General features: G+C 68.9%; 15 protein-coding genes. 9 read left to right on the top strand and 6 right to left on the bottom strand.

Annotated elements, in window-relative coordinates; genetic code table 11:
* Positions 1-245 precede the first annotated feature (245 nt).
* Positions 246-9,572, top strand: a complete 9,327-nt coding sequence (locus ACFVVI_RS11835; protein ID WP_387445236.1) for a fatty acid synthase subunit beta domain-containing protein — start codon at positions 246-248, stop codon at positions 9,570-9,572.
* An 11-nt stretch (positions 9,573-9,583) separates the two neighbouring features.
* Positions 9,584-10,012: a holo-ACP synthase gene (locus tag ACFVVI_RS11830; protein ID WP_378994563.1), complete on the top strand. Its 429-nt coding sequence runs from the start codon at positions 9,584-9,586 to the stop codon at positions 10,010-10,012.
* A 13-nt stretch (positions 10,013-10,025) separates the two neighbouring features.
* Here ACFVVI_RS11830 and ACFVVI_RS11825 read toward each other — a convergent pair whose 3' ends face one another.
* Entirely contained in the window at positions 10,026-10,646 is a 621-nt protein-coding gene (locus ACFVVI_RS11825) for a TetR family transcriptional regulator (protein WP_378994773.1), read from the bottom strand.
* Between the two features lie 319 nt (positions 10,647-10,965).
* On the opposite strand from ACFVVI_RS11825, the gene ACFVVI_RS11820 reads away from it, so the two are divergent.
* Entirely contained in the window at positions 10,966-12,186 is a 1,221-nt protein-coding gene (locus ACFVVI_RS11820) for a hypothetical protein (RefSeq protein WP_379318487.1), read from the top strand.
* Between the two features lie 48 nt (positions 12,187-12,234).
* Here ACFVVI_RS11820 and ACFVVI_RS11815 read toward each other — a convergent pair whose 3' ends face one another.
* The gene (locus tag ACFVVI_RS11815) at positions 12,235-13,002 is read right to left on the bottom strand and encodes an ABC transporter permease (RefSeq protein WP_379313851.1); all 768 of its coding nucleotides are present in this window, start codon (positions 13,000-13,002) and stop codon (positions 12,235-12,237) included.
* Entirely contained in the window at positions 12,999-13,961 is a 963-nt protein-coding gene (locus ACFVVI_RS11810; protein ID WP_387445234.1) for an ATP-binding cassette domain-containing protein, read from the bottom strand. The genes ACFVVI_RS11815 and ACFVVI_RS11810 overlap by 4 nt, the downstream gene beginning before the upstream one ends.
* Positions 13,962-14,071: 110 nt before the next feature.
* Between ACFVVI_RS11810 and ACFVVI_RS11805 the strand changes: the two genes are divergently transcribed.
* Positions 14,072-14,797 carry a TetR/AcrR family transcriptional regulator gene (locus tag ACFVVI_RS11805; protein WP_387445232.1) on the top strand — a complete coding sequence of 242 codons (726 nt, stop codon included), beginning with the start codon at positions 14,072-14,074 and terminating at the stop codon, positions 14,795-14,797.
* On the opposite strand, the gene bcp is transcribed toward ACFVVI_RS11805, so the two are convergent.
* Positions 14,794-15,267, bottom strand: a complete 474-nt coding sequence (gene bcp, locus ACFVVI_RS11800) for a thioredoxin-dependent thiol peroxidase (RefSeq protein WP_378994552.1) — start codon at positions 15,265-15,267, stop codon at positions 14,794-14,796. The genes ACFVVI_RS11805 and bcp overlap by 4 nt on opposite strands.
* 34 nt (positions 15,268-15,301) lie before the next feature.
* Between bcp and ACFVVI_RS11795 the strand changes: the two genes are divergently transcribed.
* Complete coding sequence (locus ACFVVI_RS11795) at positions 15,302-15,577, top strand: DUF3618 domain-containing protein (RefSeq protein ID WP_379313854.1); 276 nt, start codon at positions 15,302-15,304, stop codon at positions 15,575-15,577.
* A gap of 67 nt (positions 15,578-15,644) precedes the next feature.
* Here the strand turns inward: ACFVVI_RS11795 and ACFVVI_RS11790 are convergent, their stop codons facing one another.
* Both ACFVVI_RS11790 and ACFVVI_RS11785 read right to left on the bottom strand, forming a co-directional pair.
* Entirely contained in the window at positions 15,645-15,941 is a 297-nt protein-coding gene (locus tag ACFVVI_RS11790; protein WP_378629849.1) for an excalibur calcium-binding domain-containing protein, read from the bottom strand.
* Between the two features lie 134 nt (positions 15,942-16,075).
* Entirely contained in the window at positions 16,076-17,053 is a 978-nt protein-coding gene (locus tag ACFVVI_RS11785; RefSeq protein ID WP_378629850.1) for a pirin family protein, read from the bottom strand.
* A gap of 71 nt (positions 17,054-17,124) precedes the next feature.
* Between ACFVVI_RS11785 and ACFVVI_RS11780 the strand changes: the two genes are divergently transcribed.
* The 4 genes from ACFVVI_RS11780 to ACFVVI_RS11765 all read left to right on the top strand — a co-directional run bounded on the left by ACFVVI_RS11780 (position 17,125) and on the right by ACFVVI_RS11765 (position 19,524).
* The gene (locus ACFVVI_RS11780) at positions 17,125-17,589 is read left to right on the top strand and encodes a MarR family winged helix-turn-helix transcriptional regulator (protein WP_378994548.1); all 465 of its coding nucleotides are present in this window, start codon (positions 17,125-17,127) and stop codon (positions 17,587-17,589) included.
* 65 nt (positions 17,590-17,654) lie between these two features.
* A complete protein-coding gene (locus tag ACFVVI_RS11775; RefSeq protein ID WP_387445230.1) occupies positions 17,655-18,503 on the top strand; it encodes a hypothetical protein in 849 nt (282 codons plus the stop codon).
* Positions 18,504-18,562: 59 nt separating this feature from the next.
* Positions 18,563-19,369 (top strand): alpha/beta fold hydrolase, encoded by an 807-nt coding sequence (locus ACFVVI_RS11770; protein WP_378994544.1) that lies wholly within the window; start codon positions 18,563-18,565, stop codon positions 19,367-19,369.
* 23 nt (positions 19,370-19,392) lie between these two features.
* The gene (locus ACFVVI_RS11765; RefSeq protein WP_378994542.1) at positions 19,393-19,524 is read left to right on the top strand and encodes a hypothetical protein; all 132 of its coding nucleotides are present in this window, start codon (positions 19,393-19,395) and stop codon (positions 19,522-19,524) included.
* Positions 19,525-19,535: the final 11 nt, after the last annotated feature.

Below are 19,535 nucleotides of genomic sequence, written 5' to 3'. Positions count from 1 at the left end.
CACTCATGTTTGAGAACTCGGGTAACAGGCCGGACCTGCGCGTTCAAACATGAGGCTGCGTCATGTTTCAGAAGATTTCGGTACGGGCGTACAGAAATACTGGGGAGTAGCCCGCTACCGGGCCGGAAACGTGAGGCTTTCCTCATGATTTTGTGCGATTGTGGCTCTCAACAGGCCCGAGGGGCTGCCGGAAACGTGTGCGTGCCGTCGGTGGGCGACACGCCAGGAGAAGGAAGTCGAGCGTCTTGACGATCAACGAGAGCACCGAAATCGGCATGGGAGCGACCGCGAGCGCCAATGGTCGTGGCCAGGCGAGAGGTGTCCGCGCGGCGCTGCTGGAGCAGCTGCGCAACGGGGCGGGATACGCGTTGGCGTTCGGTGGACAGGGTGCGCAGTGGCTGCGCGAGCTCGAGGAGATCGGGCGCGACAGCGCGCTGGAGCCCGAGCTGACCGCGCTGGTCAACGACGCGGCCGTGCTGCTCGAGCCGGTTGCGACGCAGTTGCTGGTGGTGCGCCCCGGCGGTTTCGACCCGATGGGCTGGGTGCTCGAGAGCGAGCTCGACGAGCCGGAGGAGCCGTCCTCGGCGCCCTCGGACGCGGTGCTGCGCTCGGTGGCTGTGTCCATGCCCGGCGTACTGCTGGCCCAGCTCGCCGCGACCAGGGCATTGCGCTTGCAGGGCCTTGACCCGGTCGAGCACGCTCCCGTCGCCATCGTCGGACACTCGCAGGGGCTGTTCGCCGCCGCCGCGGTCGAAGCGGGCGGCACGCGTGACGCGGAGCTGCTGGCCATCGCCCAGCTCGTCGGCGCCGCTGCCGGGCTCGTCGCGCGCAGGCGTGGACTGATGCCGGTGGGCGAGCGCTCGCCGATGGTCGCGGTGTCGAACGTGGATCCCGAACAGCTGCGGGCGATCGTCGCCGAGGTGGCCGACGGAGTCGACCCCGCGGTCGCCGCGGTCGTGTCGATCCGCAACGGGCGCAAGCGCGTCGTGCTCTCGGGCGCGCCCGCGCAGATCGATCGAGTGCGCACGCGTTGCGCGCAGCTGCACGACGAGCAGACCCGTGAGCGCGAGAGCAAGGCCCGCGGTGGCGCGGTCTTCGCGCCCGTGTTCGAGGACATCGCCGTCGACGTCGCCTTCCACCACCCGGCACTCGCCGAGACGGTCGAACTGGTCGCGGGCTGGGCCCGCCAGTGCGAGATCGACGCCGACCTCGCCGCCGCTCTGACCCAGCAGGTGCTCGTCGACCCGATCGACTGGGTCGCCACCGTCGACGCCGTGGTCGACGCGGGCGCGCAGTGGATCCTCGACCTGGGCCCCGGCGACCTGCTCTCGCGGGTGACCGGCGGCTCGCTCAAGGGCACCGGTGTCGGTGTGGTCGCCGCCGCCACCCGCGCCGGTCAGCGCAGCCTGCTCACCCCGGGCGCCGCGCCCGAGGCGTCGACGCCGTGGTCGGCATTCGCGCCGAAGCCGGTGCGTCTGCCCAACGGCCGCATCGTCGTCGAGACCGCGTTCACCAAGCTCACCGGTCGCTCGCCGATCCTGCTGGCAGGCATGACCCCGACCACCGTCGACGCGAAAATCGTCGCGGCCGCGGCCAACGCAGGCCACTGGGCCGAGCTGGCCGGTGGCGGACAGGTCACCGAGCAGATCTTCGCCGACCGGGTGAGCGAGCTGCGTCAGCTGCTGCAACCGGGCCGCGCGGTGCAGTTCAACTCGCTGTTCCTCGACCCCTACCTGTGGAAGCTGCAGCTCGGCGGCAAGCGCCTGGTGCAGAAGGCGCGGGCCGCGGGTGCGCCGATCGACGGCGTGATCGTCACCGCGGGCATCCCCGAACTCGACGAGGCCGTCGCGCTGATCGGCGAGCTGTCCGAGGCCGGCATCAGCCACGTCGCGTTCAAGCCGGGCACCGTCGCCCAGATCAAGGCCGTGCTGCGCATCGCCGACGCTGTCCCGGACTACCCGGTGATCATGCACATCGAAGGCGGCAAGGCGGGCGGGCACCACTCCTGGGAAGACCTCGACGACCTGCTGCTGGCGACCTATGCTCAGCTGCGCAGCCAGGCCAACGTGGTGATCTGCGTCGGCGGCGGCATCGGCACCCCCGAGCGCGCCACCGACTACCTCACCGGCACCTGGTCCACCGGCCACGGCTACCCGCTGATGCCCCTCGACGGTGTGCTCGTCGGCACGGCGGCCATGGCGACCCTGGAAGCCACCACCGCCCCCGCGGTGAAGCAGCTGCTGGTCGATACCCCCGGCACCCCCGATTGGGTCGGTGCGGGCACCGCCAGCGGCGGAATGGCCTCCGGGCGCAGCCAGCTGGGCGCCGATATCCACGAGATCGACAACGCCGCCTCGCGCACCGGCCGCCTGCTCGACGAGGTCGCGGGCGATGCCGAGGCCGTGGCGAGCCGTCGCGCCGAGATCATCGCGGCGCTCGACGCCACCGCCAAGCCCTACTTCGGCGACATCGCCACCATGACCTACCAGCAGTGGCTGGAACGCTACGTCTCGCTGGCTGTGTCGAGCGAGGTGCCGATCTCGTTCGACTGCGGCAGCGATATCGGTGACGCGATCCGCGACGCCACCCGCTCGGACTGGCTCGACATCAGCTGGCGCGACCGGTTCGCGGAGATGATGCGCCGCACCGAATCCCGGCTCAACCCGGCCGACAGCGGCGAGATCGAAACCCTGTTCGCCGACGACGACGCCTTCGAGCACCCCGTGCAGGCGTTGTGCGAGCTGAAGAAGCAGTACCCGACCGTCGCGGACACCGTGCTGCACCCGGCCGACGTGCCGTTCTTCGTCTCCCTGTGCAAGACGCCGGGCAAGCCGGTGAACTTCGTGCCCGTCGTCGACGCCGATGTGCGCCGCTGGTGGCGTTCGGACTCGCTGTGGCAGGCCCATGATCCGCGCTACTCGGCCGATCAGGTGTGCGTCATCCCCGGCACCGTCGCTGTCGCGGGCATCACCCGCGTGGACGAGCCGGTCGGCGAACTGCTCGACCGCTTCGAACAGGACACCGCGTACAGCCTGGTCAGGGCCGGTGTCGTCCCCGAGCCGGTGGACGCGCGTCGCGTCGCCGGTGTGGTGGCCGGAGCGATCGACACCGTGCTCGCCGCCCCCGATGTGCAGTGGGCCGGTCGCACCACCGTCAACCCGGTGCACCGCCTGGGTGACGTCTCGGAGTGGACCGTCGAGCAGGGGAGCGCGGTGCATCAGAGCACCGGCGCCACGCTGACCGAAACCACCGGGCCCGAAAGCGAATTCAGCTACGTGGAGCTTTCGGTTCCGCTGGCCCGCGACTCCGTGCGGATCCGCATCACCGTGCCGGCGAGCGTGTACTCCGGTGGCGCGCCGGTGATCACCGACGCCGACGCCGAAATCGCGATGTCGGCACTGCTCGGCGTTGCCGCCGGGAAGTCGCTGCCCGAGGTGAAAGCCGGTGTGGCGCACCTCAATCTGGCATGGATGCCGGACCTGATCGCCGACCACGCCGGTGTCACCGGCTCCGGCCTGCCCGACACTCTCAGCACCCTCGGTCGCACCGCCCCCGATGTGCTCGTCGGCGCCTGCTGGCCCGCGGTCTTCGCGGTGCTCGGCGCGGCTCGCACCCCGGTCGGTGGCTGCGTCATCGAGGGCATGCTCGACCTGGTCCACCTCGATCACCAGGTCGAACTGCTGAACGAATTGCCCTCCGAGACAAGCATTCTCGTCGTTCGCGCCGAAGGTGGCGCGGTGGTCGACACCGACATGGGCCGCGTGGTCGAGGTCGTGGTGAACATCGGCCTGATCCTGGATCAGGGACTCGACGCCACCCCGCTGGCCCGCCTCGTCGAACGCTTCGCCATCCGCGGCCGCAACGGCGCGGGCGAGCTCACCGATCCGCCGCGTGCGGCCGGTGCGGTGTCCGGCACCGCCACCGACACCCCGCGCCGCCGTCGCCGCGACGTGCAGATGGCCGCCCCGCGCGCCATGCACGCCTTCGCCGCGGTCTCCGGTGACCACAACCCGATCCACACCTCCGAGGCCGCCGCCAAGCTGGCCGGCCTCGGCAGCCCGATCGTGCACGGTATGTGGCTCTCGGCCGCCGCCCAGCACGCGGTGGTCGCCGTGGATCCCGAAAGCTCCGTTCCCGCACGCACTCTCACGGCATGGACCACCCGGTTCCTCGGCATGGTGCGCCCCGGCGCGACCGTGGACGTGCGGGTGGAGCGGATCGCGGTGGACGCGGGCGCCGAGATCGTCGAGGTCTCCTGCCGTGTCGACGGTGACCTGGTCATGACCGCGACCGGGCGCACCGCCGCCCCGAAGACCGTGTACGCCTTCCCGGGCCAGGGCATCCAGCGCAAGGGGATGGGCCTGGACGCGCTGACCCGCTCGAAGGCGGCCAAGCGGGTGTGGGAGCGTGCCGACGCGCACACCCGCGAAGCCCTCGGTTTCTCGATCCTGGCGGTGGTGCGCGACAACCCGACCTACCTCAAGGCGCGCGGTGTCGAACATCGGCACCCGGACGGCGTGCTGCACCTGACCCAGTTCACCCAGGTCGCCATGGCCACCCTCGGTGTCGCCCAGGTCGCCGAACTGCGGGAAGCGGGCGCGTTCGTCGAAGGCGCGATGCTGGCCGGTCACTCGGTCGGCGAGTACAACGCCCTCGCCGCCGTCGCCGGTGTGCTGCCGCTGGAGGCCGTGCTCGAGGTGGTGTTCCAGCGTGGCTCGGCCATGCACGAGCTGGTACCGCGTGATGCCAAGGGCCGCAGTGACTATCGGATGGCCGCCATCCGCCCGTCGCAGATCGGCCTGCCCGACGCCGAGGTGATCGACTTCGTCAACGGCATCGGCGCCGAGACCGGCGAGTTCCTCGAGGTGGTGAACCTGAACCTGCGCGGCTCGCAGTACGCCATCGCGGGCACGGTCGCCGGGCTCGAAGCGCTCGAGACCGAAATCGATCGCCGCCGTGCGGAATTCGGTGGCAAGCGGGCCTTCATCCTGGTGCCCGGCATCGACGTGCCGTTCCACTCCTCGGTGCTGCGCGACGGTGTGCCGGAGTTCCGGCACAAGCTCGAGCAGCTGCTGCCCGCCGAGGTGCACCCGGAAGTCCTGGTCGGACGCTACATTCCGAACCTGGTGCCACGCCCGTTCTCCCTGGATCGCGCGTTCCTCGCCGAGATCGCCGAACTCGTGCCCTCGGAGCCGCTCGTAGCCGTGCTGGCCGACTTCGACAGCTGGGCCACGCGCGATGCCGAGCTGTGCCGGGTGGTGCTGATCGAGCTGCTGGCCTGGCAGTTCGCCAGCCCGGTGCGCTGGATCGAGACCCAGGATCTGCTGTTCACCGACACCGCGCACGGCGGTCTCGGGGTCGAGCGCTTCGTCGAAATCGGCCTCGGCGCCACCCCGACGGTGGCGAACCTGGCCTCGCAGACGCTGAAGCTGCCCGCGTTCGGCGGGGCGACCGTGGAGGTCGTCAACGTCGAACGTGACGCCGCGGTCGTCTACTCCACCGATACCGATCCGGCCCCGGTCGACGACATCGACGAGACCCCGGTCGAAGCCGCGGTCGCACCGGCCACGGCGGCACCCGTCGTCGCCGCCGCTCCGGTGGCGACCGGCGGCCCGCGCCCCGACGACATCGCCTTCAGCGCCGCCGACGCCACCCGTGTGCTCATCGCGCTGTGGACGAAGCTGCGGATGGACCAGATCGGCCCGGTCGACACCATCGAAGGCCTGTGCGACGGTGTCTCCTCGCGCCGCAACCAGCTGCTCGTCGACCTCGGCGCCGAACTGTCCCTCGGTGCCATCGACGGTGCCGCCGACGCCGACATGGGCGCGCTGGCGGCCACGGTCGAACGCCTGGCCCGCACCTACAAGCCGTTCGGCAGCGTGCTCACCGACTCCATCGGCGACCACCTGCGCAAGGTCTTCGGCCCGTCGGGCAAGCGGCCCGCCGCCATCGCCGACCGGGTCAAGAAGGTCTGGGAACTCGGCGACGGCTGGGCGAGCCACGTCACCGCGGAGGTCTCGCTCGGCACCCGCGAAGGCGCCAGCGTGCGCGGTGGTGACCTCGGCGGTCTCGCCGGTGGTGCGCTCAGTGACGCCGCATCGGTCGACGCCGCCATCGACGCGGCCGTGCAGGCCGTGGCGGCACGGCGCGGTGTCTCGGTCTCGATGCCCTCGGCGGGTGGCGCGGCAGGCGGCACCGTCGACGCGGCGGCGCTCGGCGAGTTCACCGAGCAGATCACCGGACGCGACGGCGTGCTCGCCACCGCGGCGCGGATGGTACTCGAACAACTCGGCCTCAGCGAGAAGATCAGCGCTCCCGAGGCGACTGCCGACACTCTCGCGGACCTCGTCTCGGCCGAATTGGGTTCGGACTGGCCGCGTCTGGTCGCGCCCGCGTTCGACGCCCGCAAGGCCGTTCTCATCGACGACCGGTGGGCCACCGCCCGCGAGGATCTCGCGAAGATGTGGCTCGGCGACGACGCCACCACCGCGGAACAGTCGATCGACGGATTCGCCGGCGCCGGTGAAGCCGTGGCCGCCCAGGCGAACTGGTGGCGGCAGCGGGCCATGCACGAGGCCCGGTCGGTGCTGGCCGGGGTGTACGCGCAGATCGCGAAGACCGCGCTCGACACCACCGAGCCAGGTCTGTGGTCCGACGATCTCGCCGTGATCACCGGCGCCAGCAAGGGTTCCATCGCGGCGGCGGTCAGCGGCAAGCTGCTGTCCGGCGGCGCGACCGTGGTGGTCACCACGTCGGGTCTCAACGACGAGCGGCTGCGGTTCTACCGCTCGCTCTACCGCGACAACGCCCGCCACGGTGCGGCGCTGTGGGTGGTCCCGGCCAACATGGCCTCCTACCAGGACCTCGACGCGCTGATCGACTGGGTCGGCACCGAACAGGTCGACAACGCGGGCGGCGCCAAGATCAAGGTCAAGGACGCGATGACCCCGACGATGCTGCTGCCGTTCGCGGCGCCGCGCGTCGCCGGTGACCTCGCCGACGCGGGCGCTCGGGCCGAAATGGAAATGCGCGTGCTGCTGTGGTCGGTGGAACGGCTGATCGGCGGCCTGTCCGCCCTCGGCGCCGACCACGACGTCGACGCGAAACTGCATGTGGTGCTGCCGGGTTCGCCCAACCGTGGCCTGTTCGGCGGCGACGGCGCGTACGGCGAGTCCAAGGCCGCCCTCGACGCGGTGGTCTTGAAATGGAAGGCCGAGAAGTCCTGGGCCGAACGCGTCACCCTGGTGCACGCGCTGATCGGCTGGGTGCGCGGCACCGGGCTGATGGGCCACAACGACCCCATGGTCGAAGCCGTCGAGAAGGCGGGTGTGCACACCTGGTCGACCGACGAGATGGCCGACGAACTGCTCAAGTGGTGCACCTCGCGTGCCCGCCAGGTGACCATCACCGGCCCGCAGCAGATCGACCTCACCGGTGGTCTGGCGCGTGCCAAGCTCGACCTGCCCGCGCTCGCCAAGCAGGCGCAGGAGGCCGCGGCCGAGAAGGTCGAAGAAGCCGCCACCGTCGCGACGATCGCCGCACTGCCCGCCCCGCCGACCCTGAGTTCGGCACTGCCGGTGCCGGAATGGGCCCCGGTCACCGCCGAGTTGAGCGACATGGTCGTGATCGTCGGCGCCGGTGAGCTCGGGCCGTACGGCTCTTCGCGCACCCGCTTCGAGATGGAGGTCGAAGACGAACTGTCGGCCGCCGGCGTGCTCGAGCTGGCCTGGACCACCGGTCTGATCCGGTGGGAGAACGAACCGAAGCCCGGCTGGTACGACACCGAATCCGGTGACTTCGTGCCGGAATCGGAGGTCGCGCAGCGCTACCACGACACCGTGGTCGAACGCTGCGGTGTGCGCCGCTACGAAGACGACGGCGCGATGCTCGACAACGCGGCCCCGCTGCTCACCTCGGTGTTCCTCGATCAGGACCTGTCGTTCACCGTCGCAGGCGAGGCGGAGGCCCGCGCCTTCCACACCGCCGATCCCGAGCACACCGTCATCGCGCCGGTCACCGACTCCAGCGACTGGACCGTGACTCGTCAGGCGGGCACCGAGATCCGGGTGCCGCGCAAGGCGAAGCTGTCGCGTGTGGTCGGCGGTCAGATCCCGACCGGCTGGGATCCCACCATCTGGGGCGTCTCGGCCGACATGGCCGCTTCGATCGACCGGGTCGCGCTGTGGAACATCGTCTGCACCGTCGACGCGTTCGTCGGCGCGGGCTTCAGCCCCGACGAGCTGATGAGCTGGGTGCACCCGAGCCTGGTGGCCAACACCCAGGGCACCGGCATGGGCGGCATGTCCTCGATGCGCTCGCTCTACGTCGACAACCTGCTCGGCGAACCGCGCCCGAACGACATCCTCCAGGAGGCACTGCCCAACGTCGCCCTGGCGCACGTGGTGCAGTCCTACGTCGGCAGCTACGGCGCCATGGTGCATCCGGTCGCGGCGTGCGCCACGGCGGCGGTCTCGGTCGAGGAAGGCGTCGACAAGATCCGGCTCGGCAAGGCCGAGGTCGTGGTCGCCGGTGGCTTCGACGACCTGGGTATCGAAGGCATCGTCGGCTTCGGTGACATGTCGGCCACCGCCGACTCGGCGAGCATGCGCGCCAAGGGCATCAGCGACCGCTACTTCTCCCGCGCCAACGATCGCCGCCGCGGCGGGTTCGTGGAATCGCAGGGTGGCGGCACCGTGCTGCTGGCCCGCGGTGACGTGGCCGTGCAGATGGGTCTGCCGGTGCTCGGCGTCGTCGCCTTCGCCCAGTCCTTCGCCGACGGCGTGCACACCTCCATCCCGGCGCCGGGTCTCGGCGCATTGGGTGCGGGGCGCGGCGGCAGCGAGTCGCGACTGGCGGCCGAACTGCGCAAGCTCGGTGTGACCCCTGACGACATCGCGGTGATCTCCAAGCACGACACCTCCACCGCGGCCAACGACCCCAACGAGTCGGAGCTGCACGAGCGGCTGGCGGGCGCGCTGGGTCGCACCGAGGGCGCACCGCTGTTCGTGGTCTCGCAGAAGAGCCTCACCGGACATGCCAAGGGCGGCGCGGCGGCGTTCCAGCTCATCGGCCTGTGCCAGGTGCTGGAAAACGGTGTGGTGCCGCCGAACCGGAGCCTGGACTGCGTCGACGAGAAGATGGCGGGCTACCCGCACCTGGTGTGGGCGCGTGAGCCGCTGCGCTTCGGCGAGAAGTTCGCGCTGAAGGCGGGTCTGGTGACCTCGCTCGGCTTCGGTCACGTGTCCGGTCTGCTCGCGGTGGTGCATCCGCAGGCGTTCCTGGCCGCGATCGAACCGGCCGCGCGGGCGGAGTACCAGGAGCGGGCGCAGACGCGTCAGCTCGCGGGCAGGCAGCGGTTCGCCGAGGCCATGTGCGGCGGGTCGGCACTGTACGAGAAGCCCGCTGATCGTCGACTGGGCGCCGACGGCACGCCGGCCAAGCAGATCCGTCAGCTCGAGGCCGACATGCTGCTCTCGCCGCAGGCGCGTCTGGACAGCGACGGCGTCTACAGCGCGAGCGGATGGGGTTGCGGCACCGGGCAAATCACCCCGCAGCCGACCGAAGCGTCGTAGGCTGCCGCTTTGTGACGATTCTCGGTATCGGCTTGGACTTGGTGACCATCTCCGAGTTCGCCGAACAGCTGCAACGGCCCGGGTCGACCATGCTCAGGGAGACATTCACCGCTGGTGAGCGTCGCTACTGCCAGAGCAAGCAGACCGACCCGGACCGCAGCTTCGCCGCGCGCTGGGCCGCGAAGGAGGCGGTGCTCAAAGCTTGGGCATCGTCTCGTTTCGCCCGCAGTCCGCAGATCGGCGACAACCCGTATCCGCTCATCGAAGTCGTCAACGACGCGTGGGGCAGGCCCAGCATCAAACTCCACGGCCTCGCCGCGGAATTCCTGCCCCGCGTCCGAGTGCACCTCTCCCTGACCCATGACGGTGATACCGCCGCGGCGATGGTGGTGCTGGAAGACCCGGGCGAACTGGCCGATCTGATCGACGGCCGGGGCTAGAAATCGCGAACCGCTAGTGTTCCTCGGCGGTTCGCGATTCTTTTTCCGCCACCAGTAGATACGCCACCATGAGGCGCTTGAGTTCGGCGACCGCGTCGGTATTCGACTGGTTTTCCTGTACCGAGAAATTCAGCATCGAATACACGACGTGCACCAGCACTTCGGCCATCATCGTGCGCCGGGCGCGCGGGGTGCGCGGTGTCAGCGGCCGCAGCATCTGCGAGACGACCGCGGCGAATTCCTTTTCGTGCAACGCGCCTGTCGCGCGTGTGGACGGGGTCGACTGCATCGCCAGCCACACTTCGCGCCGTGACGGGTCGGTGGTCCACAGGTTCGCCATGTGGTCGACGAACTGGTTCATGTGCCGCAACCAGTCCAGTGAGGGCACTTCACCGTGGAAGTCGGCCAGCTCGCGGGAAACCGCAACCAGGTCTTGCCGATTGAGTTCACAGACGATCACGTACTTGTTGGCGAAGAACTGATACAGCGTGCCGATGGGCACCTCGGCGCGCTGGGCGACCTCTTCACAGGTGAACGACTCGAAACCCACCTCGACCAGCAACTCGCGCGAGGACGCCAGCAGCGCGTCGAATTTGCGCTTGCTGCGCTCCTGCGTCGGCCGCTTGCGCGGCATCAACTCCTGGGGGTCGTCCTGCAATTCCAGCGCAGGGTCCGGACGGCTCTGCGGTGACCGGGCCTGCGCGTGTACTTCCACCCATCCAGGCTAGCGGTATACACAGATCCGCGACACGCCTCTACCGACAGCGTGTCAACAACTGGCTGAAATCCCGACCCATCCATGCCCTGACCGGTGACGAATCATCAGATAAGTGTGCGTCTATCTGCACGCTTATTCGCGGCTAGCCAGCTCACGCCGCACCAGACCTACCGCGAAGTGACGGACCCTGCGTGGTCCCGTCCCGCACCGTTTCGCACAGGGGAAGGCAAGACTTGTGGCAGCAGGATCTGTGGTAACCCTCGGCGTCAGCACCGAACGGGGAGCCGTGCACGCGGTGGCGTTCGCCGAATCGGGCGTCACTCTCACGGATCGGATGCTGCTGCGGCGCACCGTCCGTGCCAACGGAGACGGTAAGGCCGAAGTGGCGGCAGCGGTACACACCGCCCTCGACGCGATCGCGACCGAGCTCGACGACGAGCACGAGATCGCCGGGGTGGCAGTGAGTTACCGCGACGCCGTCGAACGGCGCGCGATCGTGACCCGCCTGGCGGAGACCCAATGGCGCACGGCCTCGCTGGTTTCGGCGAAATCGTCGCATCTGTTCGTCGCGGGCGCGATGACCTGGCTCGACGAGTTCGACAATCTGCTCGTCTACGAGGCGGTGCCGGGCTACCAGGCGATGACACTGATCGACCAGGGTCGGCACCGTGTGCTCGCCGCCTACTCGCAGACCGGCGCACCCACACCCGACGCATTGCGCGCCGGAGTGTCGGCGGGGTGGGATCAGTTCGAGGCGGCGTCGGTGAAGCCGGCCGCGGTGGTGCTGGTCGGCTCGTCGTCGGACGCACCCGCGGTGCGCGACGCGGTCGCCGGATTCGGGGTGCCGGTGCTGCCGTGCCGGTTGGCGCCGTTCGCGCCCGCCGCCGGTGCCGCGCTGGTCGCGCTCGGCGATACCGTCGTGGTGCCGATCTCGACCGGGTCGCGGTCCAAGCGTGGGACGGCGATGGTCGCCGCGGCGGCGAGTGTGCTCGCGGGCGGGCTCGTGGCGGGTGGTTCGTACGCGGTGATCAACAGCGGGCCGCCCGCGGTCGACAACACGGCCGTGTCGTCGGAGCCCGGTGCCGCGTCGGCGCCGGTCATTCCGCAAGCCCCCCAGACACATGAAGCCGCCTCGGTGGAGTCCGGGTCGAGCGGCGGTGTGGGTTCCGGTAGCGGGTTGCAGGTGAGCCCGGTGGAAGAATCGCCCACGTCGCCGTACGAAACGGTGTCGCCGAATCCGCAACTGGTGAACCCGGGCGAGTTCCCGCTCGACTACCCGACCCAGCTGTACGGGGACGCGCCACAGGAAGACCCGCTTCCGCTCGAACCCGCTGTTCCCGTGGTTCCGCAGATTCCCGCCGCCGCACCGACCCTGCCCGGCACCGGCATTCCGCTCGGGATGCAGCCCGCGCAGGCGCCCATGCCGCAGGGCCCGCACACGGCGTCCGCCGACTGATCGTCTCCACCACGAAGGGGCAGCGCACGCGCTGCCCCTTCGTCGTTCTCAGACGTTGCTCTGCCGACGGAACAGCGCCCCCGCCGCGATGTACCCGACGAGCCCGATGCCGGCACACCACAGCACCGCGAGCACCCAGCTGTTGCCGATCGGCGTGCCCATCGACAACCCGCGCAGCGTCTCGATCACCGGGGTCACCGGCTGATTCTCGGCGTACCAGTGCAGCCACGTCGGCATCGACGAGGTCGGCACGAACGCCGAACTCACATAGGGCAGGAACATGAACACGAAGGTGAAGCCGTTGGCCGCCTCCGGGTTCGGGGCGAGTAGGCCCAACGCGGCCGCCAACCATGACAGCGCGAACACGAACATCGCCAGCACACCGAAAACGCCCAGCCAGCGCAGTGGATCGGTGGTCGGGCGGAAACCGAGCACCACCGCCACCCCGATCACGATCGCGGAGGTGATCAGATTGCGGATCACGCTCTCGGCGACGTGCCCGGTGAGTACCGCCGACCGGGCGATGGCCATGGTGCGGAACCGGTCGATGATGCCCTCGGCCACGTCGGTGGACAGCGCGAGCGCCGTGGTGGACGCCCCGAAACTCGCACACAGCAGGATGATTCCGGGTACCACGTAGTCGATGTAGGCACCGGGACCCACGTCCATGGCGCCACCGAAGACGAACACGAACATCAGCAGGATCATCACCGGCAGCACGACCGTCATGATCATCGTGTCGGGGCTGCGCAGGGTGTGGCGGATATTGCGGTCCAGCATGGTGGCCGAATCCTGCAGTGTGCGCGTGGCGTTCATGCCGCGACCTCGGTTCGTCCGGGCTGACCGGTCAACGCGAAGAACACGTCGTCGAGGTCGGGGGTGTGGACAGTGAGCTGCTCGATCGCGATATCGAGTTCGGCGAGACGGTCGAGTAGCCGCTTGATCTCGACGGCGCTGCCGTCCGAGGGCACCTGCAGGGTCAGCTGTTCGGGATCGGGGTGGGCGCCGGTCGCGGTGTCGAGCGCGTTGGTCGCGGCGGTCAGCAGTCCGCGATCGGCGAAGCGGAACCGGATGTGGCCGCCCGGCACGAGGCGTTTGAGTTCGGCCGGGGTGCCATCGGCGACGATCCGGCCGTGGTCGAGTACGGCGATCCGGTCGGCGAGCTGATCGGCTTCCTCCAGGTACTGGGTGGTGAGCAGGATGGTTGTCCCCTCGGCCGCCAATTCCCTGATGGCGGACCACAGATCGCGTCGGCTCCGTGGGTCGAGGCCGGTGGTGGGTTCGTCGAGGAAGACCATGCGTGGCTCACCCATCAGGCTCATCGCGAGGTCGAGCCTGCGCCGCATGCCGCCCGAGTAGGAGGCGACCGGCTTGTCGGCGGCGTCGACCAGGTCGAAGCGTTCCAGGAGTGCGTCGCCACGGCGTCGGGTCTCGTCCTTGCCGAGGTGCAGCAGCCTGCCGGTGAGGCGCAGGTTCTCGGCGCCGGTGAGTACCCCGTCGACGGCGGCGTACTGACCGGTGACGCCGATCAGGCGCCGGATCGTATCGGGGGCTTGCGCCAGGTCGTGTTCGAAGAGCCTGACGTCGCCGCGATCGGGCTTGCTGAGGGTGGCCAGGATGCGGACCAGCGTGGTCTTGCCCGCACCGTTGGGTCCGAGCAGGGCGAAGACGGTGCCCGCGGTGATGTCCAGGTCGAGGTCGTCCAGGACGACATGGGAGCCGTAGGTCTTGTGCAATCGGCGGATCGAGAGTGCGGGCGGTGGTGGCGATGTCATGAGTTCTCTCCGATCGAGAAACTGTTTATGTAATAAACACAGTTTATAGGCTAAACAGTTCTTGAGCGCAAGAGCGCGCGGGTTAGAGTCGAGGCGAGCAGAGGAGGCAGATGACGACGTCCGGCGACACGGCGCTACCGAAAGCGGTCGAGCTGATGTGGGGGCGCGAGCAACCCGGCGGCAGGGGGCCCAAACGCGGGCTCACCCTGGATCAGATCCTCGACGCCGCGACCGAAGTGGCCGATGCGGAGGGTTTCGCGGCGCTGTCGATGAATCGGGTCGCCAAGCAGCTCGGCTTCACCGCGATGTCGCTGTATCGGTACGTCGACAGCAAGAACACGCTGGTCGACCTGCTGATGGATCGCGTGGTGGGGGCCCCGCCCGAGATCGCCGCGGGAACGCCGTGGCGGGTGGGTCTCGAGCGGTGGGCGCTGGCCGAGTTCGAGCGGCTCGGCCGTCATCTGTGGTGGTTGGACATCCCGCTGAGCAGGCCGCCGATGGGGCCGAACAACATGGCCTGGCTCGAAACCGCGCTGCGGGTTCTCGCCGAAGCGGCCGTGCCGGAGCCGATCAAGCTCCAGCTGGTGATGAACGTGTCGATGTTCGTGGTCGGTAAACGGCGGTTCCTCCGGGATCTGCAGGAGGAAGAGGGCGGCGACTTCGCCTCGGTGATGGCCAGGGTGCTCGACCCGCAGCGCTTCCCCTCGGTGTCGGCCGCCCTCTCCCATGCCGCGTTCGACGATGACGATATCGACTGGGAGAGGGCCGACTTCGAGTTCGGCCTCGCCCGTTTGCTCGACGGTTACGAGGTCTTCATCGCCACCTTCGGCGACTAGACCGACAGGTCGCGGCGCAACTTCGCGACGTGCCCGGTGGCGCGGACGTTGTACTGGGCAACCTCGATCTTGCCCTTCTCGTCGACCACGAACGTCGAGCGGATCACACCCGTCACGGTCTTGCCGTACATCATCTTCTCGCCGAAGGCGCCCCATTCTTTGAGCACCTCGCGCTCGGGGTCCGAGAGCAGCGGGAAGGTCAGGTTCTCGTTGTCGCGGAACTTGGCCAGCTTGGCGGGCTTGTCGGGAGAGATGCCGAGCACCTCGAGGCCCGCGCCGCCCAGCTCGGCCAGATTGTCGCGGAAGTCGCAGGCCTGCTTGGTGCAGCCGGGGGTGCTGGCGGCGGGGTAGAAGTAGACGATCACCTTGCGGCCGCGGTAATCCGACAGCGACACGTCCTTGCCGTCGGCGTCGGGCAGCGTGAATTCGGGGGCGGTGTCTCCGGGGGAGAGGCGATGGTTGTCGGTCACCACCGCACGGTAACCGACCGGGTCCGCGAGGCGCATGGATAGACTCGGTGACGAGCAGCAAGACATATACCTGGAGGTGACGGTGGCCAAGGACGACACCGACCGGATCGAACGCGAGATCGAGATCGCGCGTACCCGGTTGGCGACCACGCTCGACGAACTGGCGGTGCGCGCGGATCCGCAACGGATCGCGGAAGACACCAAGACGATGGTGGTCGCCAAGTTGAACGAGCCGAAGGTCAAATACACGCTGATCGGAGCGGGCGCCCTCGTGGCCGGCCTGGTGCTGATCAAGATCTTCCGCCGCTGAATCAGCAGGCCGGACAACAAAAAACACCCGATGTGCCAACGAGTCACATCGGGTGTTTTTTGTGGCTTTACTGCGTGGGGCAGGCCAGGCCGTCGCCATCGGGGTCGAGGTGCGGGGAGTAGCCCGGCTCGCCACGGAACAGCGGCGCGCGGCCTGCGGCCATCGCGTCGTCGCAGCTGCGGAACGCGCCACCGGCCGAACCGGACTGGACCAGGTTGGCCGAGCCGGTCGCTCCGAGGATGGAGTCGAAGCTGGACGAACCGGTACCCGCCGAGCCCGATACCGGGTCGGCGTGGGAGACGGGAGCGGCGATCAGGGCGAGCCCTACGGCGGCAAGGCTGACGGTGAGCCGACGAACGTTCATGAATTCCTCTATGTCTGCTGCGGTTCGGGTGTGGTCACGGCCACGATGTGGCCGGTAGCCCCGTCCACCTTTGTGACGGGGCGACCGATTGTCAACCGCACGCGACCCGAGGATTCGCCGGGAGTCTCGGTCGGTTATTCACCCAGTCTGCGCCCGGTCAGGTGTTCGGCCGGGATGGTGCCCATGCGACCCGCGTTGAAATCCTCCATCGCCTCGATGATTTCCTCCCGAGTGTTCATCACGAACGGCCCGTATTGAATCACCGGTTCGCGCAACGGAGTTCCGCCGAGTAGCAGGACCTCGAGATCGCCGGTGGTGCTGTGCTGGGTGAGATCGGCGGTCAGGGTGAGGGCGTCGCCCTTGCCGAAGACCACCAGTTGCCCGGCGCTGATCGGCCTGCGATCGACGCCGACCGTGCCGCTGCCCGACAGCACATAGGCCATCGCGGTGAAGTCCTTCGGCCACGGCGTCTCCAGCTGGGCGCCGGGGACGAGCGAGGCGTGCGCGTAGGCGATCGGGGTGTAGGTGGAGCCGGGGCCGGAGAAACCGGCGAACTCGCCGGCGATGACGCGCACGAGCGCGCCGCCGTCGTGCGAGCTCACCAGGGTCAGTTCGCTCGCGCGCAGGTCCTGGTAGCGCGGGGTGGCGAATTTGTTCGCCCGCGGCAGGTTCACCCACAGCTGGATTCCGTGGAACGTGCCGCCGGAGATGACGAGCTTCTCCTCGGGCAGTTCGTCGTGCAGCATGCCCGAGCCCGCGGTCATCCACTGGGTGTCGCCCTCGCCGATGACGCCGCCGCCACCTTGGGAATCGTGGTGGACCATGGTGCCGTCGAGCATGTAGGTGACGGTTTCGAAGCCACGGTGCGGGTGCCACGGCGCGCCCTTGGCCGCATACGGCTCGTAGGCGACCGGGCCCATCTGGTCGAGCAGGATGAACGGGTCGGCCGAGCGTAGGTCGACGCTGGGGAACGGCCGGGTCACCTCGAAGCCGGCGCCCTCCTGCTGGCGCGCGGCGGTGACGATCTGGCGTACCGGGCGCTGGGTCTCGGTGACATCGGGGCGGGGCAGCCGGGGCAGCACCATGATGTCGTCGACGGTGATAGCTGGCATGGGGTGCCTCCTGGGAGCTTCGTCAGGCTGTTGGTTTCCATGTCAACCAACAGAGTTCTAGAATCATTCCCGTGCCCAGATGGTTGTCCGAAGAAGAGCAGCAGACATGGCAGTCCTACATCCTCATGCGTCAGCGACTCGACGCCGTCCTGGCCGCGGGTCTGGGCGAATACGGACTATCGATGGCCGACTACGAGCTGCTGGTCCCGCTGTCGGCGGCACCCGACGGATGCCTGCGAGCCAAGGAGCTGGCCGCCCAGGTCTGCTGGGACAAGTCCCGGTTGTCCAAGCATGTGGCCCGCATGGCCGCTCGCGGACTCGTCGATCGAGTGCAGGCCGAGGACGACGCGCGCGGAATCGTCGTGTCGCTGACCGAGGCAGGCCGCACGGTGTTGCGCGAGGCCGCACCCGAGCATGTCGAATTGGTGCGGGAGGTGTTCGTCGACCGGATGACCGACGCGGAGAGCACGGCGATCCGCTCGCTGGCAGGCAAAGTGATCGCGGCGAGTGAGGCCCGAAGCGATTCGGCCGGTTAACGATTCGGGCCACCGACCCGATGCGCAGTAGAGAGGGCTCGAACTTCGCACGCAGGGGTGGTGGCATGAAGACAGCCGGATACATCGTTTCGATGGGCATGCTGTGTGCGTTGTCGGTCGCGGGGTGCTCGACCGAAGACGGCACCGCGCAACCGGCGACGACGACCGCTCGCGGTGGCTCCTGGGGTTCTGGTGCGCCCGCCACCGAACTGCCCGGTGCGGGCGGTCCGACGACCGCACCGGATCGGTCGCCGGTGATCACCGTCGTTCCGACGACGCCGGGCCCTCGCCCGACCGGTCAGGGCGCACCGAGCAGCCTCCCCGGCACCACCGCGCCACAGCCGCCGGTCGCGACCGACGTCGTCTCGCTGGTCGCCGTCGACGCCGCGGGTCAGCCGTCCAACGGTTTCACCGTGTCCGGCTCCACTCCGGTCGGCGTCCTCGACTGCTCCCACATGTCGCCGAGTCGCTCGGCCACCACCGCGGGCATCTACGAATGCGGTGCTTCCGCCGACTCGGCCAACGTGTGCTGGGCGGGTCCCGACAAGGCCTCCCTGCTGTGCGCGAACGATCCGTGGCAGCGCGGTCTGCGCCGGTACACCGTCGACCCGCCGGTCGCCGATATCGGCAAAACCGCGTCGCCCGAGCCGTGGGCACTCGAACTCGCCGACGGCCGCCACTGCCGCATCCGCGTCGGCGGCGCCTGGGGCGGCCGCTCCGACGGCCTGGTCGGCGCCTACTCCTGCGACGGCGGCAACGACGTCGTCCTCCAGCCGTCCACCGCCCGCACCGCCATCGACACCTCGACCAGCACCTGGCAGGTCAGGATCGGGCCACTCGGATCCGGCGCACCCGACTTCCCCGCGCCCGCGACTGTCGCCGTTCGCACCGCCTATTTCGCCGCGGTGCGCTGAGGCAGGTGCGTGGCTGTCCTCGATGTCGAGCCCGCCCTGTCGTGGCGGTACGTTGAGATATGCCCATCGCCTCGCTCAACGGCATCCAGCTCAGCTACGACGTCACCGGTTCGGGACCGCTTGTCCTGCTCGTGATGGGTAGTGGGAGTCCTGGACGTGTCTGGCGCACCTATCAGGTGCCCGCCCTGGTCAAGGCGGGGTTCACCGTCGCCACTGTCGACAATCGGGGGATCGCGCCGTCGTCGGAGTCGGCATCGGGGATCACCATGGCGCAGCTGGTCGGTGATACCGCCGCGCTGATCGAGCACCTAGGGGCTCCGGCGCATGTGGTCGGTACCTCGATGGGCTCGCGGATCGTCGCCGAACTCGCGCTGGCCCGGCCGGAGTTGCTGCGCCGGGCGGTCATGTTCGCCGCCACCGCGCGGCCGTATCCGGTGACGAGCACCCTCAGCAAGGGCGAGCAGGCGTTGTTCGACAAGGGGATTCAGCTACCGCCGGAATACGCGGCCGCCGTCAAGGCGATGATCAATCTGTCGCCACACACTCTGGCCGATCCGGCCAAGGCGCAGGAGTGGCTCGATATCTTCGAATTCACCTCGGGGAAGGGAACCCCCGGCACTCGGGCGCAAGCGGCAATGGATCGGTCGCAGGACCGGCGGCAGGCGTATCGGGGGATCTCGGTGCCCAGCTTGGTGGTCGGGTTCGCCGATGATCAGATGGTGCCGCCGCGGTTCTGCCGGGAGGTCGCCGAGGCGATCCCGACCGCCACCTATACCGAGATCGAACGGTGCGGGCACTACGGATATCTGGAGCGACCCGACGAGGTCAACCGCATCCTGATCGAATTCCTCTCCGCTGCTCGATAATTCACCACTCACAAGGATCTTCGATGACCGATTCGCCGAACTGCCCCGCCTGTGACGACACGTTCACCTATCGGGAGATGAACGGGACGTGGGTGTGTACCAACTGCGCCAATCAGTGGGGACTGCGCCTGGTCCCGGATCTCGACGACGCCTGAGCCGAGGGCCG

The organism is Nocardia sp. NPDC058114, assembly GCF_042884695.1.
Lineage (GTDB): Bacteria > Actinomycetota > Actinomycetes > Mycobacteriales > Mycobacteriaceae > Nocardia.
This window is presented reverse-complemented; position numbering and strand designations above follow the sequence as displayed.

What these genes read in the sequence shown, in the direction of transcription:
- ACFVVI_RS11825 (WP_378994773.1), bottom strand. Translation starts at nt 10,646, where the DNA reads ATGCCGCGCAAGCGGCCGACGCAGGAGCGCAGCAAGCGCAAATTCGAC.
- ACFVVI_RS11815 (WP_379313851.1), bottom strand. Translation starts at nt 13,002, where the DNA reads ATGAACGCCACGCGCACACTGCAGGATTCGGCCACCATGCTGGACCGC.
- ACFVVI_RS11810 (WP_387445234.1), bottom strand. Translation starts at nt 13,961, where the DNA reads ATGACATCGCCACCACCGCCCGCACTCTCGATCCGCCGATTGCACAAG.
- ACFVVI_RS11805 (WP_387445232.1), top strand. Translation starts at nt 14,072, where the DNA reads ATGACGACGTCCGGCGACACGGCGCTACCGAAAGCGGTCGAGCTGATG.
- ACFVVI_RS11795 (WP_379313854.1), top strand. Translation starts at nt 15,302, where the DNA reads ATGGATAGACTCGGTGACGAGCAGCAAGACATATACCTGGAGGTGACG.
- ACFVVI_RS11790 (WP_378629849.1), bottom strand. Translation starts at nt 15,941, where the DNA reads ATGAACGTTCGTCGGCTCACCGTCAGCCTTGCCGCCGTAGGGCTCGCC.
- ACFVVI_RS11785 (WP_378629850.1), bottom strand. Translation starts at nt 17,053, where the DNA reads ATGCCAGCTATCACCGTCGACGACATCATGGTGCTGCCCCGGCTGCCC.
- ACFVVI_RS11775 (WP_387445230.1), top strand. Translation starts at nt 17,655, where the DNA reads ATGAAGACAGCCGGATACATCGTTTCGATGGGCATGCTGTGTGCGTTG.
- ACFVVI_RS11770 (WP_378994544.1), top strand. Translation starts at nt 18,563, where the DNA reads ATGCCCATCGCCTCGCTCAACGGCATCCAGCTCAGCTACGACGTCACC.
- ACFVVI_RS11765 (WP_378994542.1), top strand. Translation starts at nt 19,393, where the DNA reads ATGACCGATTCGCCGAACTGCCCCGCCTGTGACGACACGTTCACCTAT.